Source organism: Lelliottia jeotgali, from assembly GCF_977070485.1.
In genome coordinates, this window is the sequence record NZ_CDRVFO010000048.1 from 1 (window position 1) to 744 (window position 744).

The window sequence follows — 744 nt, forward strand, 5'->3', positions numbered from 1 at the left end:
CCTTGCCGATTTCAAAACGGTGATTCGGCTAAAAAACGATCAAATCATCCCCTCTTTCCGGATTTATAGCCGGCGCGAGCACCTCGCGCCGGCCATTTCCCGCATTACAGACGCACCTCTCCTGCATTCGTCAGCAAATGTCGGCGCGCCATCCACAGGTTCGACAGCGCGAACAGTGTCACCAACTGCGCGGTGTTCTTCGCCAGGCCACGCAAGCGTGTCTTCACGTAGCCGAATTGGCGCTTGATCACCCGGAACGGGTGCTCGACTTTGGCGCGCACCTGGGCCTTGGATTTCTCGATCTTGCGCTTGGCTTTGTACAGCGCACTGCGCTTACTCAGCTTCTTGTACGTACTGCGGCGGGCCGCAATCTGCCAGATCACCTCCCGGCCTTCATGTTCCGGGCGTTTCTCTACGCCGGTGTAACCCGCGTCGGCGCCGACCCTGTTTTCCTTTCCATGCAGCAGTTTGTCGACCTGGGTAACGTCAGCAACGTTGGCTGCCGTCCCCACCACGCTGTGCACCAGACCTGACTCGGCATCCGCGCCGATGTGAGCCTTCATGCCGAAGTAATACTGATTGCCCTTCTTGGTCTGGTGCATTTGCGGGTAACGCTTACCGTCCTTGTTCTTGGTCGAACTCGGCGCATGGATCAGCGTGGCATCGACGATGGTGCCCTGGCGCAGCGACAGGCCCCGATCGCCCAGGTAACCATTGATCACCGCCAGAATCCCGGCCGCCAAC

General features: G+C 59.3%; 1 protein-coding gene. It reads right to left on the reverse strand.

Features of this window, described 5'->3' with window-relative positions; translation table 11 throughout:
- Positions 1 to 104: 104 nt before the first annotated feature.
- On the reverse strand, positions 105 to 744 hold a 640-nt coding region (locus ACW4TB_RS27510; protein ID WP_455828732.1), incomplete at its 5' end, for an IS5 family transposase.